This is a genomic window from Massilia suwonensis, assembly GCF_042655665.1.
Taxonomy (GTDB): domain Bacteria; phylum Pseudomonadota; class Gammaproteobacteria; order Burkholderiales; family Burkholderiaceae_D; genus Telluria; species Telluria suwonensis.
Genome location: NZ_JBHSMR010000013.1, coordinates 2,172,074 through 2,189,955 on the forward strand (window position 1 = coordinate 2,172,074; position 17,882 = coordinate 2,189,955).

General features: G+C 63.3%; 16 protein-coding genes. 5 read left to right on the forward strand and 11 right to left on the reverse strand.

The annotated features are described in order from the left end of the window. Positions 1-76: 76 nt before the first annotated feature. The 5 genes from ACFPQ5_RS17825 to ACFPQ5_RS17845 are packed head-to-tail and all read left to right on the forward strand — an operon-like array spanning position 77 to position 7,512. On the forward strand, positions 77-367 hold the full coding sequence (locus tag ACFPQ5_RS17825) for a hypothetical protein (protein WP_379758702.1): 291 nt from the start codon (positions 77-79) through the stop codon (positions 365-367). Next, a complete protein-coding gene (locus ACFPQ5_RS17830) occupies positions 358-4,116 on the forward strand; it encodes a glycosyltransferase (RefSeq protein ID WP_379758705.1) in 3,759 nt (1,252 codons plus the stop codon). The genes ACFPQ5_RS17825 and ACFPQ5_RS17830 overlap by 10 nt, the downstream gene beginning before the upstream one ends. Further along, positions 4,113-4,964 (forward strand): hypothetical protein, encoded by an 852-nt coding sequence (locus tag ACFPQ5_RS17835; protein ID WP_379758708.1) that lies wholly within the window; start codon positions 4,113-4,115, stop codon positions 4,962-4,964. The genes ACFPQ5_RS17830 and ACFPQ5_RS17835 overlap by 4 nt, the downstream gene beginning before the upstream one ends. 9 nt (positions 4,965-4,973) lie before the next feature. Continuing rightward, the gene (locus tag ACFPQ5_RS17840; RefSeq protein ID WP_379758711.1) at positions 4,974-6,344 is read left to right on the forward strand and encodes a glycosyltransferase family 2 protein; all 1,371 of its coding nucleotides are present in this window, start codon (positions 4,974-4,976) and stop codon (positions 6,342-6,344) included. Positions 6,345-6,354: 10 nt separating this feature from the next. Further along, a complete protein-coding gene (locus tag ACFPQ5_RS17845) occupies positions 6,355-7,512 on the forward strand; it encodes an acyltransferase family protein (RefSeq protein WP_379758714.1) in 1,158 nt (385 codons plus the stop codon). Positions 7,513-7,535: 23 nt separating this feature from the next. Here ACFPQ5_RS17845 and ACFPQ5_RS17850 read toward each other — a convergent pair whose 3' ends face one another. The 11 genes from ACFPQ5_RS17850 to ACFPQ5_RS17900 all read right to left on the reverse strand — a co-directional run bounded on the left by ACFPQ5_RS17850 (position 7,536) and on the right by ACFPQ5_RS17900 (position 17,843). Further along, on the reverse strand, positions 7,536-7,922 hold the full coding sequence (locus tag ACFPQ5_RS17850) for a hypothetical protein (RefSeq protein ID WP_379758716.1): 387 nt from the start codon (positions 7,920-7,922) through the stop codon (positions 7,536-7,538). Next, positions 7,919-8,266 carry a hypothetical protein gene (locus ACFPQ5_RS17855; RefSeq protein WP_379758719.1) on the reverse strand — a complete coding sequence of 116 codons (348 nt, stop codon included), beginning with the start codon at positions 8,264-8,266 and terminating at the stop codon, positions 7,919-7,921. Before ACFPQ5_RS17855 ends, ACFPQ5_RS17850 begins: the two co-directional genes overlap by 4 nt. A 30-nt stretch (positions 8,267-8,296) precedes the next feature. Further along, complete coding sequence (locus ACFPQ5_RS17860; RefSeq protein WP_379758722.1) at positions 8,297-10,123, reverse strand: glucosyltransferase domain-containing protein; 1,827 nt, start codon at positions 10,121-10,123, stop codon at positions 8,297-8,299. Between the two features lie 23 nt (positions 10,124-10,146). Further along, positions 10,147-10,974, reverse strand: a complete 828-nt coding sequence (locus ACFPQ5_RS17865; RefSeq protein WP_379758725.1) for a glycosyltransferase family 2 protein — start codon at positions 10,972-10,974, stop codon at positions 10,147-10,149. A gap of 157 nt (positions 10,975-11,131) precedes the next feature. Beyond that, entirely contained in the window at positions 11,132-11,962 is an 831-nt protein-coding gene (locus ACFPQ5_RS17870; protein WP_379758728.1) for a sugar phosphate isomerase/epimerase family protein, read from the reverse strand. Next, positions 11,959-12,750 (reverse strand): NAD-dependent epimerase/dehydratase family protein, encoded by a 792-nt coding sequence (locus ACFPQ5_RS17875; RefSeq protein WP_379758731.1) that lies wholly within the window; start codon positions 12,748-12,750, stop codon positions 11,959-11,961. Before ACFPQ5_RS17875 ends, ACFPQ5_RS17870 begins: the two co-directional genes overlap by 4 nt. After that, positions 12,747-13,886, reverse strand: coding sequence for an FAD-dependent oxidoreductase (locus tag ACFPQ5_RS17880; RefSeq protein ID WP_379758734.1), 1,140 nt, complete (start codon positions 13,884-13,886; stop codon positions 12,747-12,749). Before ACFPQ5_RS17880 ends, ACFPQ5_RS17875 begins: the two co-directional genes overlap by 4 nt. After that, positions 13,883-14,905 (reverse strand): glycosyltransferase, encoded by a 1,023-nt coding sequence (locus ACFPQ5_RS17885; protein WP_379758737.1) that lies wholly within the window; start codon positions 14,903-14,905, stop codon positions 13,883-13,885. Before ACFPQ5_RS17885 ends, ACFPQ5_RS17880 begins: the two co-directional genes overlap by 4 nt. 204 nt (positions 14,906-15,109) lie before the next feature. Further along, the gene (gene galU / locus ACFPQ5_RS17890; protein WP_379758740.1) at positions 15,110-16,021 is read right to left on the reverse strand and encodes a UTP--glucose-1-phosphate uridylyltransferase GalU; all 912 of its coding nucleotides are present in this window, start codon (positions 16,019-16,021) and stop codon (positions 15,110-15,112) included. Further along, positions 16,011-17,174 carry an acyltransferase family protein gene (locus tag ACFPQ5_RS17895; protein WP_379758743.1) on the reverse strand — a complete coding sequence of 388 codons (1,164 nt, stop codon included), beginning with the start codon at positions 17,172-17,174 and terminating at the stop codon, positions 16,011-16,013. The genes galU and ACFPQ5_RS17895 overlap by 11 nt, the downstream gene beginning before the upstream one ends. A gap of 102 nt (positions 17,175-17,276) precedes the next feature. Next, the gene (locus ACFPQ5_RS17900) at positions 17,277-17,843 is read right to left on the reverse strand and encodes a hypothetical protein (protein WP_379758746.1); all 567 of its coding nucleotides are present in this window, start codon (positions 17,841-17,843) and stop codon (positions 17,277-17,279) included. Positions 17,844-17,882: the final 39 nt, after the last annotated feature.

Here is a 17,882-nt window from a genome sequence, read left to right on the forward strand (position 1 = left end):
ACGGCGGCTGTTGGCCGGCATTCCAGGCTTCATCGACTTATGAACAACGCAGCAGGATACCGCTCGCCTTGCCGCCATGCGTAAGCTACGCGCACACCTTACCCGCATGGCCGCACCGGCCGTGCGCCGCCTGATGTCCGCCGCATTGCGCCAGCCCCGGGTCAAGCGCGCGGCACGCATCGTACTGTCGCGCATTCCCGGTCTCCAGTCGCGCCTGCGCTCGCTCTTGTACAGCAATGCCTGGGCCATGCAGTCGGGCGCCACGCCGCCGGAGCCGATGATCGGTGGCGAAGCCCCGGCCAGGACGGCGCGCATTTTCCGCGAATTGAAACAGGCACAGCAGGCAAGGAAAGACCGGTGCGAATAGTCATCGACATGCAGGGCGCCCAGTCCGAAAGCCGCTCGCGCGGCATCGGGCGTTATTCGCTGGCGCTGGCGCTGGCCATCGCCCGCAACGCGCGGCAGCACGAACTGTGGCTGGTCCTGAACGGCGCGCTCGGCGCGGCGATCGAGGAGATCCGCGATGCCTTCGCCGGGCTGGTGCCGCGCGAACGTATCCGCGTCTTCGACATCCTGGCGCCATCGGCCGAAATCGAAACGCGCAACAGCCGGCGCACCCGCGCCAACGAACTGCTGCGCGAATACTTCATCGGCCAGATCCAGCCGGATGCCGTGCTCGTCACCAGCCTGTTCGAAGGCCTCATCGACGACGCGGTGGTGTCGGTCGGCCGCTTCATGCCGGGCACCACGACGGCCGTCATCCTGTACGACCTGATCCCGCTGCTGAACCCCGATGCCTATCTCGGCACCGATGCGCAGCGCCGCTATTACGACAACAAGCTCGCCTCGCTGCGCGAAGCCGGCCTGCTGCTGGCGATCTCCGACTACTCGCGCCAGGAAGCGCTCGACGCCCTCGGCCTGGCGCCGCAGCAGGTGGTGTCGATTTCCACGGCCGCCGACGCCTGCTTCGTGCCGGCCCCGGTGGAGGAAGCGGAACGGGCCGCGCTGCACGCCCGCTTCGGGCTGCGCGGCGAGTTCCTGATGTACGCGCCGGGCGGCTTCGACAGCCGCAAGAACATCGACGGCCTGATCACGGCCTTCAGCCAGCTGCCGGCCGAGCTGCGATCCCGCTATCAGCTGCTCATCGCCAGCAAGACCAGCGAAACGCAGCGCAGCGCGATGGAGCAGCACGCGCAGCGCTGCGGGCTGGCCGCGGGCGAGCTGGTATTCACCGGCTACGTCGACGATGCCACGCTGATCGCGCTGTACCGAAGCTGCGCCCTGTTCGTCTTCCCTTCGAAGCATGAAGGCTTTGGTTTGCCCGCGCTGGAGGCGATGGCTTGCGGCGCGCCGGTCATCGGGTCGAACACGACCAGCGTGCCGGAAGTGGTGGGCCTCAAAGAAGCCCTGTTCGATCCGCACGATCCGGCCGCCATCGGCGCCAGGATCGCCACGGTCCTGCGCGATCCGGCCCTGCTGGCGCGCCTGCGCGAACACGGCCGCACCCAGGCGGCCCGGTTCAGCTGGGACCACAGCGCGCGGCGCGCGCTGGAGGCGCTCGAGCAGCGCCATGCCAGCCTGGCGGCCGGTGTGGAACTGGCGGCGCAGCCCGCGGCCGCAAAACCGCGCATCGCCTTCGTCTCGCCGCTGCCGCCGGCGCGAACCGGCATTGCCGACTATGCGGTGCGCGTGCTGCCGACGCTGCTGCCGTATTTCGAGATCGACCTGGTCATCGAACAGGAAGCCGTCAGCCTGCCGGCGCCCCTCGATGCGCTTCCTCGCCGCGACGCAGCCTGGCTGCGCAGCCATGCGGGCGATTACGAACACATCGTCTACCAGCTCGGCAACAGCCCCTTCCACAGCCACATGCTGGCGCTGCTGGCCGAGCATCCGGGCGTGGTGGTGCTGCACGACTTTTACCTGAGCAGCGTGCTGTCTTACGAACAGATGACCGGCGCCATGCCGGGCGCCTGGTCGCGCGCCCTGTTCTCCTCGCACGGCTATCGCGCCTTGCAGCTGAGCCGGACGGAAGCGGGCTGGGAGCAGGCCAAGCACCGTTACCCGAGCAATCTCGAGATCCTGCAGGATGCCACGCACGTGATCGTGCATTCCGAATTCACGCGCCAGCTGGCACGCCAGTGGTACGGACCGGAGGTGGGCGAAGACTGGACCCTCGTGCCGCAGCCGCGCGCCCTGCCCGCCGTGCACGACCGCGCCGCGGCGCGGGCCGCGCTCGGGATCGCGCCTGACGCTTTCGTGGTCTGCAACTTCGGCTTCGTTGCCGCCACCAAGCACTGCCTCGAACTGGTGCAGGCCTGGGTCGCCGCCGGCCTGCACCAGGATCCCGCGTGCGAACTGGTCTTCGTCGGCCAGAACGACGGCCTCGAGTACGGCGCGCAGCTGTCCGCGGCGATCCGTGCGGCCGCTGCGGGCAAGCGCATCCGCATCACGGGCTGGATCGCGGACGACGATTACCTGCGCTACCTGCAGGCGGCGGACGCCGGCGTGCAGCTGCGTACCGGTTCGCGCGGCGAGACCTCCGCGACCGCCCTCGATTGCCTGGCCTATGGCTTGCCGACGATCCTGAATGCCAATGGCTCGATGGCGGAGTTCCCCCACGACGCCGTGTGCATGCTGCCGGACCGCTTCGGGGTCGACGAACTGGCCGGCGCGCTGGCCCTGCTGCGCGGCGACGCGGCCGAACGGCGCCGGCTGCGCGATGCGGCGCTCGCCTTCGTGACGGCGAAAAACAGCCCCGAGCGTTGCGGCATGCAGTACCGGCAGGCTTTGGCGCGCGCCGGCGCGCGCCGCCGCGGCGGCCGCGGCGCCCTGTACGAACGCCTGCTCGACACGCCCGGCATCGACTTCGACGACGCCGTGCTGCACCAATGCGCGCGCAGCATCGCGCGCGCACGCGACCCGCTGCAGCCGCGCCAGCTGCTGGTCGACGTGACCGCGATCGCCCAGCACGACCTCAAAACCGGCATCGAGCGCGTCGTGCGCACCCAGCTGCGCGAGCTGCTGCAGCTGTCCGGCAGCGCCCTGCGCGTCGAACCGGTGTACTTCCGCCACGAAGACGGCGCCCTGCGCTGCCGCTACGCGCGCCAGTACGCCGCCCGCCTGCTCGGCATCGAAGGCGCGCTGCCCGCCGGCGACGCCCTGGTCGACGTCCAGGCCGGCGACATCTACTACAGCGGCGACCACTCGCCCCACATCGCCATGGAAGCGGCGCGCGAAGGCGTGTTCGCCCGCTGGCGCATGCGCGGCGTCGAGATCAACTTCGTGCTCTACGACCTGCTGCCGGTGCTGCGCCCCGAGTTCTTCCCGCCGAACGCGGACCTGATCCACGGCGCCTGGCTCGCCTGCATCGCCGCCCAGGCGCACAGGGTGATCGGCATCTCGGGCGCGGTGGCCGACGAGTTCCGCGACTGGCTGGCCAGGACGGCCCCCGGCCAGCGCGTGCCGGAGATCACCGCACTGCATCTGGGCGCCGACATCGCCGGCCCCGCGCAGGCGGCCGCCCAGCCCGGCGAACGCGTACGCCAGATCGCAGCGCAGCCGAGCTTCCTGATGGTCGGCACGATCGAGCCGCGCAAGGGCCATCTGCAGGCCCTCGACGCGTTCGAGCTGCTGTGGCAGGCCGGGTTCGAGGCCAAGCTGGTCGTGGTCGGCAACGAGGGCTGGAAGGGCCTGCCCGAGGCCGACCGGCGCACCATCCCGCGCATCGTGGAACGGCTGCGCACGCATCCCGAACTGGGCCGCCGCCTGCTCTGGCTGACGGGCGTCGACGACGACGAACTGGAACAGATCTACGGCGCCAGCAGCTGCCTGCTTGCGCCGAGCGAGGGCGAAGGCTTCGGCCTGCCGCTCATCGAGGCGGCGCGCCACGGCCTGCCGATTCTCGCGCGCGACCTGCCGGTGTTCCGTGAAGTCGGCGCCGGCGGCGTGGATTACTTCAGCGGCCTCGATGGCGCAGCCCTTGCCGATGCCGTGCGCGACTGGCTTGCGCGCAAGGAGGCCGGCCAGCTGGCCCCGGTCTCGGCCCTGCGCTGGATGACCTGGCAAGAGAACGTCCGTCAACTGCTCGCCCTCCTGCATCCGCAGGCCATCCGATGAAAACATTGATCAAGAAGACCGCCCGCCGCGCCCAGACCGTGCCCGTGCTCGGCCGCCTGGTACGCATTGCGATCGCCATCGTCCGCCTGCCGGAGCTGCGCGCCGAAGTCATCGGACTCGCGTCCGGCAGCTACGCGCCAGGCGCGCGGCCGGCCCGGCCGGCACTCTGGCGCGCCGTCGACGAGCTGCGCGAAAACACGGCCGGCGACGCCAACCTGGCGCGTTCGGTGCCGGTCGCCCTGCGCCGCCTGACGCGCGAAGTGCATGCGCTGCGCCAGCGGCTCGATGCGGCCGGCCTGGGCGCGGATGCCGGCATGGCCCCGGCGGACGACCAGGCGCCGCGCCTGTGCGTCGCCCCTGAACATGCAGCTGCCGCGCCGCTCCGGCTCTACCTCGGCCAGGGCGAGACGCCGCCAGGCTACGTGCGCGCGGGCTTCGACGAGACCGCCGGCGCCGTACCACCGGCGCCCGGCGCCGCCGCGGAGATCCAGGTCGCCTGGCTGTTCGAGACCTTGACGCAGGCCGAGCTGCGCGACCACGCGCTGCCGCAGCTGTTCTCCTGCCTGCAGGCCGGCGGCCGCCTGCGCGTGCAAGCCACCGACGCCGGCGCCGCGCTGGCCGCCTATGCGCAAGGCGCCTGCGAGTACGACGCGCTGCGCGACATCCTGTACGGCGCGGCCGATCGCGACGGCCGCCTGCAGCTGAACATGCTCAGCCCGGCCAGCCTGGGTTCGCTGCTGGGTGCGGCCGGCTTCATGGTCACGCACGCTACGGAAACGGGCATGCACGATGGACGCCCCGGCTTCGAGATCCTTGCCGACAAGCCTGCGCCTGCGGCCGCGCACTGAGAGCCGACCATGCCACTGAGCTTTTCGATCGTCATCAACACCCTCAACCGCGCAACGCTGCTGGCGAAAACGCTCGACAGCCTGCGCTGGCTGAAGTACCGCGGCCGCTTCGAAGTCATCGTCGTCAACGGTCCCTCCACCGACCACTCGCAGGACGTGATCGACGCCTGGCTGCCGGCGATCCGCGCCGCCCGCTGCGAGGTCGCCAACCTGTCCGTCTCGCGCAATATCGGCATCTGCATGGCGCGCGGCGACATCGTCGCCTTCATCGACGACGACGCCATTCCCGAGCCGGAGTGGCTCGAGCAGCTGGCCCAGGCCTACGACGACCCGGCGGTGGGCGCCGCCGGCGGCCTGGTGTTCGACCAGACCGGCTACGCGTACCAATACGAATACTCGAGCGCGACGCGGCTGGCGAACGCCAACTGGCGCCTGACCCGCCCGGCCGACCACCTGGCCTATCCGGGCGCTTTCGAATTCCCCTACCTGCAGGGCACGAATACCTCGTTCCGGCGCAGCGCCCTGCTCGAGGTGGGCGGCTTCGACGAGGAAATCGAGTACTACCTGGACGAGACCGAGCTGTGCTGCCGCCTGGTCGACGCCGGCTACCTGATCCGGCAGTTGCCCAACGCTTACGTCCACCACAAGTTCGCACCGAGCAATATCCGGAACGAGCACAAGATCACGCGGTATCGCTATCCGGTCATCAAGAACAGGCTGTATTTCGGGCTCAAGCATGGGCGTGCTTACGTGCCGCTGGCGGACATCCTGGCCGACAACCGGCGCTTCGCCGAAGAGCAGTGGCAGGAAGTCGAGAGCCATATCGCTGCCGGCCGCCTGCCGGCGAGCGAGCGCGCGGCGCTGGCCGGACAGGTAAAGAGCGCGTGGGAGCGCGCGATGGCGCGCGGCTTGTCCGGCACTCGGGAATACATCACGCCGGACAAGCAGCGTGCCTGGCCCGGCGCGTTCCTGGCCTTCGACAAGGTGATCGACGCAGTCGCGCCCAAGGCGCTGGTGCTGGTCGCGCGCCGCCTGTCGCCCGCTGACGAAACCCTGGCCCGCTCGCTGGCGGCGCAAGGACACATCGTGTGCCTCATCACCGAAAGTCCGGACTGCGATCGGGTCGATTTCGAGGACGGCGTCTGGATGCACCGCATTACGGCGCCAGCATCTGTCCGTCCGGCGGAGGCGATCGAAACGGGCGTGGCGCAGGATGCCTGGAACTGGTCGGCCAGCGTACGCACCGAGCTGCAGCGCATCGCGCCGCACCGCCGTATCGACGCCGTCCAGGCATCGCCCGGCGCCGCGGACACGGTGGCCTGGCCGGACGGCGAATGGCCATTGGTGTCCAGTATCGACACCACGCTCCACACAGAATAGAAAGGCGGCCATGCCAGCCCAACCAACTTATAAAAACACCGATATCGAAGCATTGCGCGCATTGGCCATCGTGCTCGTCATCATGGCGCACGTCGCACGGCTGCTGCCTTCCGACCACTGGTACATGAACGTCGTCAGGCAGGCCGGCTTCGGCTTCGGCGTCGACATTTTCTTTTGCGTGTCCGGCTTCATCATCACGCAGTCGCTCGTCAATCTGATGCCGGCCGGGCCGGATCTGCGGCGTTTCCTGGCGATCGCGCGTCCCTTCCTGATACGGCGCTTCTGGCGCCTGATGCCCTCGGCACTGTTCTGGATCCTGGCCCTGCTGCTGGCCGCGGCCGTCCTTGACGGCACAGGCACGCTGCTGTCGTTCCGGGACTCGCTGCAGCCGGCCCTGACGGCGGCGCTGCAGGTCGCCGACTTCACCTTCTCCAGCTGCCGCGATGCCGGCAAATGCGGGGAATTCGGCATCTACTGGAGCCTGTCGCTCGAGAACCAGTTCTACCTCGTGCTGCCGCTGCTGGCCGTCTGCGCGGGGCGCCGCCTGCTGCCTTTCGTGTTCCTGGCCGCGTTCGCCGCGCAGTTCTTCATCGAACGCCAGCTGACGATGCCGACGCCCTTCCTGTGGGCACTGCGCACCGATGCTATTTGCCTGGGCGCCTTCCTCGCGCTCGTCAGCCATACCAGGCTCTACCGCGAGCTTGAACCGACCATGCTGCGCCTGCCGTTGCTGCCGTTGGCACTGCTGGTGTATCTCGTTGCCCTGATGGCCCGGATCAGCGTGCCGCAACCGGCGATTGCGTATGCGATGGGCGTCACTGCACTGCTGTGCGGCATGCTGACCTGGATTGCCAGCTATGACCGCTGTTACCTGACGAGCAACCGCTTTGTGCGTACGCTCGCCGTGTATGTCGGTTCGCGCTCCTACGCGATTTACCTGACGCACATGCTGGCCATGTCGCTGGCGGCCTGGCTCGCGCAACATGGACCGTTAAGCGGGCTCGCACAGGCCCTGGGACCTGGCGTAGCCGTCACGGCCTTTCTGGGATTAACGCTGCTGTTTTCGGAATTGAATTACCGGATGATCGAAACGCCGCTGCGTGCCTACGGAAAGCGCCGCACGGCGCGGATGATGCCGGAAGAAGGCCTACGCGGCCAGGAAGCGTGACGCAGTTCGTTCCTGTCACGGCGCTACGACCACAGATTGGCTCGGAATGCCGATTTTAAAGGATCCAATACGGCGCCTTCCACGTACACGTTCAGGTAGTCGCCTGAGACGACGACTGAGGTGATCGTTCGCGTACTGCCATTCTTGAACCTGACCTGTTTGCCTGGCTGGAAGCGGTTCCGGTAAGACGCTTCGTTTGGCACGAAAAATCCCGCCCATACCCGCGCAATACCCGTAACCCAGTTTTGGTCGGTAAGGAAAAAATCTTCGCGGGTGGCATCCGCCGCACCCGGTGCAGTGTCCAGTACGTCGAAGTTGCCGGGCAAGCCGACTCGTTCGGGATCGAGCGGGGTTCCGTCAACGGTCACGTTGATGTATTGCCCGGATGGAGCGCCCCCGGTAATCATCATCCTGGCATCGCCGTTTTTCGTGCGAATATACCGCCCGGTCTTTGCTCCTGAAAAGGTGCACGATTCGGTACGAAGAATCCGGCATGGTGTCGTCCAATCCCGCGCACCCAATTGCTATCGGTGAGATAGAAGTCTTCCGGCGACGACAGATGCAACACATCGGCGTGCTCGAAGGCGATTTTCTGCGCTTCGCAAGATTCGATGACCAAACGATCTGCCCCCTCGCCGACGATTCTGGAATCGTACACGTTGCCTGATTCCGCGTTGACGAGTACCGGGATGACGGCATGCGATCCGCCGGGCGGAAGCGAGACATAGCAAGTACGCCCCAGCAGGGCACGCATCGTGTGATGTGATAAGACGATGGGGAGCAGCTAGCGAATGACTGCAACTTCAGCTGGATGGCCGTCTGCCGGCAGCAATGGCGGGCCGTCGACCAGCACATTCGTGTAATCGCCGAAGCGGACCACCTTGAGGACGGCGCGATCGCCGGAATGGGCTAGCTTGATCCTGTCGCCCTGGCGCAGCGTCATGCCGTTATCGGCTTTGCTGAAAACAAAACTGTACTCGGCGGGCCGATCGGGATTCGTCCATATCCCGTGCGTCCAGTTATAGTCCGAAATATCGGCCAGGACGATCGTCTTGCCAGAGCTGGCCGGCGAACGCACGGCCCGGTATTTGCCGCTGCTGGCGAAGGAAGCAAAGTCGACATACAGCGTGGCATTGTCGTTTGGCACAGCAGCCGGATTCCCGTGTTCGATCACCGTGATCGTCGCGTCATGCAAAATGTCGAGGCTTTTACGCAGGATGTCGACGATCGCGTGTGCGTAATACGCCTTGATCGACGACTGCAACCCGAACTCGTCGTAGGCCATGGGTGCAGCAGCGGAGTCTGTCCATGCCGAAGGACGTACGAAGATGCTCGAAATTTGTCGGGTGTTGGCATGTTGCTGGAGGTACTGGCTCACGTTGTCTATTTCGGCGACGTTCGGCAACACGAGCGCATGAGATACCGTCTTTTGCGCATGCATCGCCAGGCAGACGATGACAACCAGGCCAGCCAGCATGCCTGCCTGATGGGCCGACCGGCGGCGGTTTTCGGCGCCGTTCCGCGCCACATACCGCGTGACTGGCTCGATGATCACGATGGATACCACCGCGACCACTGATGCCGCGAGGGCGCCGATCGAGCGATACGACGCCCAGTTTTCGGCAGTGGCCAGGTTCGGAAGATAAGCGCCGAGCAGGCACAAAATCGATAAGGCAAGCACGAAGCATCCAGCGCGCGTGCCTTTGCGGATGCAGAGGATGAGCAGGCCGGCGCAGACGAGCGCGACGCACGCCAGGGCTACAGCGTTGTCGGCAGGGACGGTGAACAGCGACAGCGCATTCCATAACGGCTCGCGCAGGAACCATTCGGCCTTGCCCAGCGGGTCATTCAGCAGTCCATAGCGTGACGATCCACTGGGATACAGCCGCTGCCCGATCTTGAGTGCCACGAAAGCGGCCGTCATCGCTACCCCGAAGGCGGCCGCTGCGGATGCGAGCCTGCTCATTGTCCAGTCGCGCAGCGGCTGGGGCGAGGCCATTACCGAGATCAGCACTGCAGTGCAAAAGAACATGGCGGTCGGCTGGTACATCAACAATCCCGTTGCAAGCAGGATGGCGGCTAGCAGGATAGCGTGCACCCTCGGTCTTTCGGCCGAGTGCGCCGGTGTCAGCAGGTATGCCGCGACAAGCGACAGCAGCGCTGCAAAAGGGGTCGTGAAATGCTGCGCCCAGGCGGCATACACTTGGAACGAAGGCAGGAGCGCGACTCCGGCGCCGATCGACACCGACGTTGCCGAACTCAGGCCGTGACGGCGCGCAAACACATACAAGGCAGATGCGAGTGCGGCAATGCCCACCAGGGTCACCAAGCGCAGGAGCGCCAGGTTCTCGATCGAGCCGGCCGCTGCGAAACCGGCATCGAGCAGCAAGGCGTTCAATGGCCTGCCCGCGCCAACCAGCAAATCGAAGGTTGCGTCGCTGCCGGTTATTCCGTTCAGCAGGAATGCATAGTCGTCGAGCAGGCCGAAGCGGCTAGTCAGCGTGATCGAATAGGTGAGGAACACCAGCGCGACGAGAAGCGCCAGCGCAAGCCATTCCCGCGATGCGACTTTGTTCCAGCTGCCGTTTTCCCCAACTGCCTTGTTATCCATTGATTTCTTACCGTTTGATCAGGTTACCGGTTATCCGGCGATGTGTTGTATGCGCCCCTGCACGCCTTCAATAAGACCTTGAACACCTCGAGATTGCCGCGGAAAGCACTGATCTTCGTCGGTACCTCGCCCTTCGGATAACGGCGGATGGTCGGCAATTCGACGCAGCGGTAGCCCAGCAACGGCGCGCGATAAGACAGGTAGGCCAGCAGTTCATAGGTTGCGAACACGTCGCGGAACGGCGCCAGTTTCGGGTCGAGCAGCATCTTGCGGCTATAGGCGCGGAAGCCTTGCGTGGTATCGGTCCATTTGAATCCCGACGCCAGGCTCAGCAAGGGAGCGTGGATGAAGCGGATCGCGAAGTCGCGCGACTTCGGCGTGTTTTCCGCGACGCCGCCATTCAGGAAACGCGAGGCCTGGACGAAATCGACGCCCTCTTCCAGCGCCGTGATGAAGCGCGGGATGGCTTCCGGGTCGTCCTTGTCGTTGCCGTCGATGGTAACGATGCCTTCGTAGCCCTGCTCGAGCGCGAACGAATAGGCACAGCGCAGCTGGGCGCTCAGCTTGCCTGGCCCGGTTTTCACCAGCAGGCCGCGCACGCCGAAGGCCTGCAGCGCGCCGAGTTCGAGCGAACCGTCCTTGCTGCCGCCATCGATGATGATAATGTCCGCCTGCGACGCGATCCCGCAAGCGGCCATGCGCTTGAGAAGATTGCGGATGCGTTCGCCCTCATTGATGACGGGAATGACGACGCAATACGGGTACTGGCGCCCCAGCCACAGCGGCGATTCGAAACTTGGAACTTGCCATCCCTGGCCGATGGGCGCGGACGCCAGATGAGTTGTATTCATTATTTAGGAGAGTCGAGCGGTAATGCGCACGGCACCGGTGAGGACGAGCAGGATGCCGCGCCCGACGGTCCGGTGACATGCTCACGGAAAAATAGATTCGATCAAAATACTGGCCGACGCGTCATTACGATGCAGACGAAGCGAACCAGCCATTGCATTACTGCGCCGCAGGCGCTTGCCGGTAGAAGCTTGCCGCCTTGCCGAGGGCGCGTTCGACCGCGTCGAGGCGAGGCTCGTCTTTGGTGGCGACCATTTCGATCGACACCACGTGGTCCGGGAGGTACTTTTCGAGCGCGGCGCGCATGGCCCGGTGGTCGGTCGTACCATCGCCCAGCGGCACCAGGTTCGGCTCGCTGGCATGCACGTGACCGATCAGGTCGGCGCAATCGCGCAATACCTGCTCCGGGTCTTCGCCGTTGATTGCCAATGCACCCGTATCGAACTGCATCTTGATCGCGGGATGGGCTACCGCGCGTACAACGGCGGCGGTCTCGACAGCGTTGGTCATGAAGTTGGCGCCGTAGCAGGTCGGATTCGGCTCCAGGCACACGATCACGCCGGCAGCGCGTGCGGCGTCGCCGAGCCGGCGGAAGAATGCCGTTGCGATGGTCATCGTCTGTTCGTCGTCGAGCCCGGAGCGGTCGCGGTTCTTCGGCGATCCGAACACCAGGCGCGTGGCGCCCAGCCCGCCGGCGATGCGGCATACCGCCGTCAGATGCTCCAGCATGGCTGCGCGCGACTGCGCATCGCCGAACAGGTTCAGTCCCGTCGTACCGAAGAGCAGCGCCTGCATGCCGGTCAGTTCGATACCGCGGGCGGCCCACCAGTCGCGCACTTGCGCGATCTGCTCGCTCGTCGCTTGCGCAGGCACCGGGAAATACTTGCCCGGTGCAACATCGATGGCGTCGACCCCGTATTGCTTCAGCAAGCGCAGCAAGTCTTCGTCGTCCGCGGCTTCCCAGGCGATGTTGGAAATGGCCAGTCTCATGCCGCGCCTCCGGCTTTTGCCGCGGCGGTCGGCTCCGATTGCGCATAGGCGCGCACGGCCTGGATCGTTTCGCGTGCGCTGTACTGGTGCTTTCCGCTTCCCCCGAACACGGCTGCGTGACGCGTCTGCATGTCGTAGCGGCCGGCCGATGCACCGACCTGCTGGTCGAATACCTTGCCGAAGCCCTGCGCGGACACGTCGGCCACGCTCACCGGTTCCGCCGTCAGGTGGACCAGTTTCAGCCCGGCGTTCACGGCCGTCTGGATATCGAACCACAGGTTGACCATCGGGTAAAACTGGAACACGCCGCGGCTGTCGATGGCGCCCAGGTTGTTCTGGTTCAGGAAGTCATAGATGACATTCTTGCGCAGGCCCGGGCCGACCAGGCCGGGCAGCCTGACGACCAGGTGCCCCGGGAATTTCGACTCCACGAACTTCTCAAGGTAGCGCCGATGCAGGCCGTAGGCATGCAGGCCTTCTTCAGCGACCGGCGTGTCTTCGTCGACCCCGATCGGGCTGCCGAAGACGTCGACGGTACTGATCAGGATGAAGCGCTTGCACTTGACCGTGTCCAGCAAGGCGATCAGGCGGTTGATGTTGGCCAGGTCGGCCTCCGGCTCGCGGTTGGCGATCCATTTCTGCGCAGGTGCGCCGGCGCACACGACCAGGTCGAATTCCTGGCCCTCGATGTCCGCGATATTGGTCGAGCGGTAGAGGGCGTCGAAACTGGCCTGCTTCATCAGCGTGGCACCGACGAATCCCGAAAATCCAATCAAAGCGTTTTTCATTTTTTCTCCGCTGACGCTTGAAACGGCTCTTCATCGAGCTTTTCAAACACGTCGTAAATGTTGTCAATCTTGCCGCCGAGGACCGAATAACAGCCCGGCAATGTAGCATATCGTTCGAACAGGATCGGACGGCCATCGTCCGCCTCGTTCTTCACCAACACGGTCTTGATCTCGAAAAGCGAGTCGGCATGGCGGGCATTCAGGATGGCGGGAACATAGCGTCTTACGTCGCGCATCATGCGGTCCACGCGCGAAGCACGTTCGTATTCGGCAAGTCGTGCATAGGGATCGATTCCCGGCTTGTCTTCCCAGCTCAGGTGCGGGGTATAACGCACGTGCGAGAGCGTATGCAGGCCGCGCGCCGGGAATGGCATGGCAGAGAAAAACGGGCCGTCCATGACCGTAATGCCGATCTCGGCAAGTTCGGGCGGCATCTGCACCAGTCCCATCTCCGAAATCTCGTGCTTGATCGAGGTATGGGTGCCCGGAAAATCACCACCGAACTGGTTGATCCCGCTATAGCAGGTATTGATGACGTAGCGGCAGGAGACGGACTCCTGTGTTCCATTCGTGTCGAGGGCCACGGTCAGCCCGCCACCGGCATCGTTGGAGATCGCCGTCGCGCGCGTACGCAAACGCACGGCAACACCGCTGCTGGCGAGCTCGCGCTTGGCCCAGGCAGCCAGGCTGGTGCTGTCGAAGGCATATTCTTCGACAAGGAAAACGTCCTCGATCAGGCGCTCGTCGAACAGCTTGCGCAGCGAGGCATCGGCCGGGCTGATCTTTGCGCCGATCTCGAGGCAGAAGCGGACGAACTGGCGTGCCGTGACTTTCGAATTACGGCGCGCGATAGCGTAAAGTTTCGTGAAATCCTTCTTGACAGCGAGCGGCCAGTCCTGGACGAACTTGGGCAGGTTGACGCGGCTACGGAACGCGGTCGTGAAACTGCGCGGATAGTGATAACCGTTGTGCACCCGCGCCTGGTTGTTATACGACGCGCGCTGCAACAGGCTGGCTTCGTTTTCCACCAGCAGGACGCGCGGCAAGCCGCGCTGCGTTGCCAGGTAGACCGCAATGGCCGCCCCGTAAAATCCGCCGCCAATAATGACCGCGTCAAACTCGCTCCGGGAACTCATGAACCCTTGCCCATACTCGCGGCGTGTGCGTCGACCGGCAGTGCCACCTCCTCGATATTGAGCTTTTCACGCCGGGTCAGGCGGGCGCTGGTGAATTCCTGGCCGACGTGGTACAGCGGGCCCTCGTTCGACAGGCTGGCCATCTGCAGGATGTACTCGCCGAGCACCATCAGAACCAGCGAGATCAGGAAAAACATCCCCGACTGTTGCAGCGACAGGCTGACCCAGCCCGGCGCCACGTCTTCCTTGAACAGGCCGACGATGACGACGTAGACCGAATAGCCGACGTTGGCCGCGGCCCCGAACAGGGACAGGCTCGTCACGAGACGCATCGGCGTCTGCGTGGTCGACACCAACAGGCGCATGCCCTGGTCCATGCTGGCGGCGAGGCGCTTGGTCTTGGCCGCAAGCGGTGCGGCACTGTACGACATGTTTACGCGGGCAAAGCCGCCAGTCGCCGGAAGATGGCGATAGCTGACGGCGGGCTGAGAGTGCTGGAGAATGAAATTGACGACACGCTTGCTCAGCACCCTGAACTGTGGCGCTTCGTTCGCCAGGTGGACGCCATTGACATATTTGTAAAGGCGATTGAACGCTCCATAGGCCAGCCGATAGGACAGGCTGCGCTTCGGTTTCTGGCTGTTGCGGGCAAAGACAACGTCGGCACCGCTGACCGCCTTGTCGAGCATTTGCGGCAGGAAGCCGATATCGTCCTCGAGCGGATCGATCACGGCCACGAAATCACCCAGAGCGTTTTCCAGGCCAACCCATGAGGCGGTATCCGAATCGACTTCCTTGGTCAGCGCGTAGACCTGCAGGTTGGGCAAGCCGTCCTCGCGCGTCAGGCGCTTGAGCAGGCCGACGCTGCCGTCCTCGGAAGAGTTGTCGACGACGACGATTTCATAGTCGGACACCAGGCCGGCAAGCTGGGCTATGGCCTTACGCAGGAAAGCCTCGAGCATTTCTTCCTGGTTGCGGACGACAAACACAACTGTCAAAAATACCGGGAAATAGTTCATTTCGTAATCTCTCCACCGCGCGAGCGGACAACACTGAATATCTGCAAATTGATCATGGCGTCGACTTCGGCCAGGGAGCGGCTGACGGCACCGCTCCATTCCCATGGCCGCAATCGAGCTGCGCACCAGCCTGCGCCGCGCTCGTTGCTGCGGATTGCGGCCGGCTCACGCCGGCCATATGCGACCGTTCCGTCCTGCCTCAGGCTAGGCCAAGACGGGCATGCGTGCGCCCAAGAACTGGCGCAGGTATGCTTCGAAATCTTGCGCCACTTCCGGGTGGCGCAGGGCGAAATCGACCGTGGCCTTGAGATAACCGAGCTTGCTGCCGCAATCAAAACGAGTCCCACGGTATTTGTAGGCCAGCGTCTGCTCTTCCAGCAGCAAGGACTGGATAGCATCCGTCAATTGCAATTCGCCGCCGGCGCCTGGCTTGAGGGACCGAAGATGCTTGAAGATGGAAGGCTTCAGGACATAGCGGCCAACCACACCAAAATTCGATGGAGCGAGAGCTGGTTGGGGCTTCTCGACGATACCGGTCATCTTGACGATATCGGCCGTGAAGTCGCCACCCGAAATGACGCCATACGACGCTGTATCTTCACGCGCAATTTCTTCCACGCCGATGATGGAACTATCGTGTTGCTCGTACATGTCAATCATTTGCGAGATGACTGGTTGCGGACCGTGCAGCAAGTCATCTGCCAGGATGACGGCGAACGGATTATTACCGACCAATTTCTCTGCGCACAAAACTGCATGTCCCAGGCCCAATGCTTCGGGCTGGCGCACATAGAAGCAGTCCACGTGGCTCGGCTTGATGCTGCGCAGTACCTCGAGCAGTTTTTCCTTGCCGCGCGCTTCAAGTTCGGCCTCCACTTCATACGATTTGTCGAAATGGTCTTCGATGGCGCGCTTGCTGCGGCCGGTGACGAAAATCATTTCGGTAATTCCCGCTGCCATGGCTTCTTCAACTGCATATTGAATCAGTGGCTTGTCTACGACGGGGAGCATTTCCTTCGGACTTGCCTTGGTTGCGGGAAGAAATCGCGTACCCAGGCCTGCGACTGGAAAGACCGCTTTGGTAATTTTCTGCGTTGCTTCTTGTTTAAGGTACATTTGAGTTTTTCTTTCCGACATCACGCAACTTCAGATAAGGCTGTTCGATAGCGTGGTAAGTGATAAATGCGAAACTGTAATAGAAAGCGAAATAAACCAGGTAAATAGCCAGGGTCTGAAGCCGGCCAGCCACAGCCACTCCATACATTTCCAGGGCGCTATTTACCAAGGTTAGCATTGCAATGTGCCCGAGATAAAGCGAGTAGGATATCTTGCTAGTAAATACAATGAAACGATCGAGATAGCCGTTATCGATTCCATGCCATTCAATTGCACCAGGCAACAGGGTTGCGATCATAAGCGAAATGACTGGAAAGAGCAAAGCCTGGGAAACTGCCTGGTTTGGCAATCCCGGCGCGCCACATGCGAAATAAAACGCAATGACGAGCAATGCACCAATGCCAATGGGCGCAAGCTGACCGACAAATTTGAACCAGCGCGCGTGGCATACGCTCAGGTAAGCCATGAGGACGCCGATAAAGATCGAATCCAGTCGGCATGCCACCACCATACGGACGAGGTTATTGAAATCGTTCCAATCACTGACGCGATGCACCTGCCACATGCGGCCAAGCAATGGCAATACAAGGAAAAGCGTACCGGCTATCCAGAAGGCTCGATCGACGGAACGAGTCAGTTTGTGTGCAATCAGCAACAGCAGGGGAAACAGGAGATAGAACCACTCTTCGACCGCCAGGCTCCACGAATGTTCGAAGAAGCGAATAGGTTGCCAGGCAAAGTTTTGCAGAAAGACGAAGAATGGCGCATGCGTGACCATGTTCCCCATTCCGGTATAATCGAAACGGAAATAGATCAACAGGAAAGCAAAATATAGTGGAAGCGTGCGCGCCCAGCGACGCGACAGAAACTGGGTCAAATCCCGCAAATTGTTGAGCTTATTTGCAACCAGCTGCTTGAGGAGGATACGGCCGATCAGAAAACCGCTGAGTACAAAGAAGATTTCAACGCCGAGCGAACCTTGGGCTCCCCAAAACCATTGAATCCAGGCAGGCGGTTTCTGGTGCGCGAGCGTATGCCCTACCAGCACTAGCAACACCGCGAGAGCGCGCAGGGCATCGAGACCGAAAATCCGGCTCGGATGGGCGGATTTCGTCCCGGCTGTGGCAATAGGAGTTACCTGAGTATCGAACATGTGTAATAGGCCATCGTAAAATGAATTGATGGCAGAAGCCGGCAGCAGCGTCTGCCTGCAGCATCGGACTGGCCAGGTGCATGACGCACCTGGCCACGGGCTTTACGACCAGTCGACTGCCACGCCGCAGTAGTAGTTATTCTGCGCCTTGTCGTCCATGCGGACCTCGATGAGCATGTGCGGCAACCACTGTTCCGCGAAGGGCATGGAAAACTTCGTCGCAGTCGGCGTCAGTTCACGCGTTTCGACAGGCTGTTTGGTATCGATCTTGCTGACCACGACATGCACCGGGCTGGCGCAACGCGTGTCCTTCAGACCGATGGTGAGCGTGGTGCCTTTTTGCGAAGCGATACGCAGTATGGTTCGTCCTGCGGCGTTGGGCGGCATGGGAGTCATCGTCACATTGTGGACGAAGTCGCCGCTGAACGAAGAGTAGGAAAGCCCGAGGGCCGCGTCCGTTGCCTTGTCAGGATAAACGACGTAGGCATTTGAACTTACGACGGGAGCGACAGCGCCAGCGTCGGCGCCATGATTCTGTACCTGCGCCTGCTGCATAGGCGCCTGCGATTGCGGTGCGGCCCCGCCCCGTACGAATACCTGGTGACCGAGGTAAGCCAGACCTAATAGAGCAACAAATACTCCCGCGAAGCGATAGATATTCGGATTCATTCTTACTTTCGAAATTGTAAAGAGCGGACGGCGTCGCGC

What these genes read in the sequence shown, in the direction of transcription:
- ACFPQ5_RS17825 (WP_379758702.1), top strand. Translation starts at nt 77, where the DNA reads ATGCGTAAGCTACGCGCACACCTTACCCGCATGGCCGCACCGGCCGTG.
- ACFPQ5_RS17835 (WP_379758708.1), top strand. Translation starts at nt 4,113, where the DNA reads ATGAAAACATTGATCAAGAAGACCGCCCGCCGCGCCCAGACCGTGCCC.
- ACFPQ5_RS17840 (WP_379758711.1), top strand. Translation starts at nt 4,974, where the DNA reads ATGCCACTGAGCTTTTCGATCGTCATCAACACCCTCAACCGCGCAACG.
- ACFPQ5_RS17845 (WP_379758714.1), top strand. Translation starts at nt 6,355, where the DNA reads ATGCCAGCCCAACCAACTTATAAAAACACCGATATCGAAGCATTGCGC.
- ACFPQ5_RS17850 (WP_379758716.1), bottom strand. Translation starts at nt 7,922, where the DNA reads ATGATGATTACCGGGGGCGCTCCATCCGGGCAATACATCAACGTGACC.
- ACFPQ5_RS17855 (WP_379758719.1), bottom strand. Translation starts at nt 8,266, where the DNA reads ATGCGTGCCCTGCTGGGGCGTACTTGCTATGTCTCGCTTCCGCCCGGC.
- ACFPQ5_RS17860 (WP_379758722.1), bottom strand. Translation starts at nt 10,123, where the DNA reads ATGGATAACAAGGCAGTTGGGGAAAACGGCAGCTGGAACAAAGTCGCA.
- ACFPQ5_RS17865 (WP_379758725.1), bottom strand. Translation starts at nt 10,974, where the DNA reads ATGAATACAACTCATCTGGCGTCCGCGCCCATCGGCCAGGGATGGCAA.
- ACFPQ5_RS17870 (WP_379758728.1), bottom strand. Translation starts at nt 11,962, where the DNA reads ATGAGACTGGCCATTTCCAACATCGCCTGGGAAGCCGCGGACGACGAA.
- ACFPQ5_RS17875 (WP_379758731.1), bottom strand. Translation starts at nt 12,750, where the DNA reads ATGAAAAACGCTTTGATTGGATTTTCGGGATTCGTCGGTGCCACGCTG.
- ACFPQ5_RS17880 (WP_379758734.1), bottom strand. Translation starts at nt 13,886, where the DNA reads ATGAGTTCCCGGAGCGAGTTTGACGCGGTCATTATTGGCGGCGGATTT.
- ACFPQ5_RS17885 (WP_379758737.1), bottom strand. Translation starts at nt 14,905, where the DNA reads ATGAACTATTTCCCGGTATTTTTGACAGTTGTGTTTGTCGTCCGCAAC.
- galU (WP_379758740.1), bottom strand. Translation starts at nt 16,021, where the DNA reads ATGTACCTTAAACAAGAAGCAACGCAGAAAATTACCAAAGCGGTCTTT.
- ACFPQ5_RS17895 (WP_379758743.1), bottom strand. Translation starts at nt 17,174, where the DNA reads ATGTTCGATACTCAGGTAACTCCTATTGCCACAGCCGGGACGAAATCC.
- ACFPQ5_RS17900 (WP_379758746.1), bottom strand. Translation starts at nt 17,843, where the DNA reads ATGAATCCGAATATCTATCGCTTCGCGGGAGTATTTGTTGCTCTATTA.